At 43.3% G+C, this 575-nt stretch carries 1 protein-coding gene; it reads right to left on the reverse strand.

Features of this window, described 5'->3' with window-relative positions:
* Window positions 1-207: 207 nt before the first annotated feature.
* Window positions 208-456, reverse strand: coding sequence for a hypothetical protein (locus tag ACTHUE_RS19920; protein ID WP_308111495.1), 249 nt, complete (start codon window positions 454-456; stop codon window positions 208-210).
* Window positions 457-575: the final 119 nt, after the last annotated feature.

The raw sequence follows: 575 nt of genomic DNA on the forward strand, positions 1-575 counted from the left end.
GTCTTATACATGAAAAACAAAGGCCGTCTGAAACATATTCAGACGGCCTTTGTTTTCAAGTTGCTCTAAGTCTGCCTTCATCCGGAGTATTGATGAGAGCGACTTCCTTGAATTTTATGAAGCTTATTTTTTTACTTTTTTAACAGCTTTTTTAGCTGGAGCAGCTTTGGCGGCAGGTTCAGAAGCCGCAGCTTCAGGAGCAGCAGTTTAAGGAGCAGCTACAGGCTCAGATGCAGCAGGCTCGGAGGCAGCTGATTCAGCCGTACGTTGATAGCCTTTGCCTTTCATGCAGGCATCAAATACAGCGCGATCAGCATTTTCACCAGATGCTTGTTGACATTGAGTCATTGCTTCTTCAACAGTGATGCGTGGCGCTGCCGCTTCTTCAGGTTTGGAAGAAGAACAAGCTGCCAACATCAGGCTACCGGTTGCAAGAGCGATCAATAAAATTTTCATAATTGTATATTCCTAAATTTTGATTTTATGGTTTACCGTTAAACGGGAGATACAGGCTACAAAACAAGCTCTGCACCTCAATATTGAGTACGTGAGTACAATTTAGTTTCATTTCAGCC

The organism is Neisseria sp. P0021.S005, assembly GCF_051956955.1.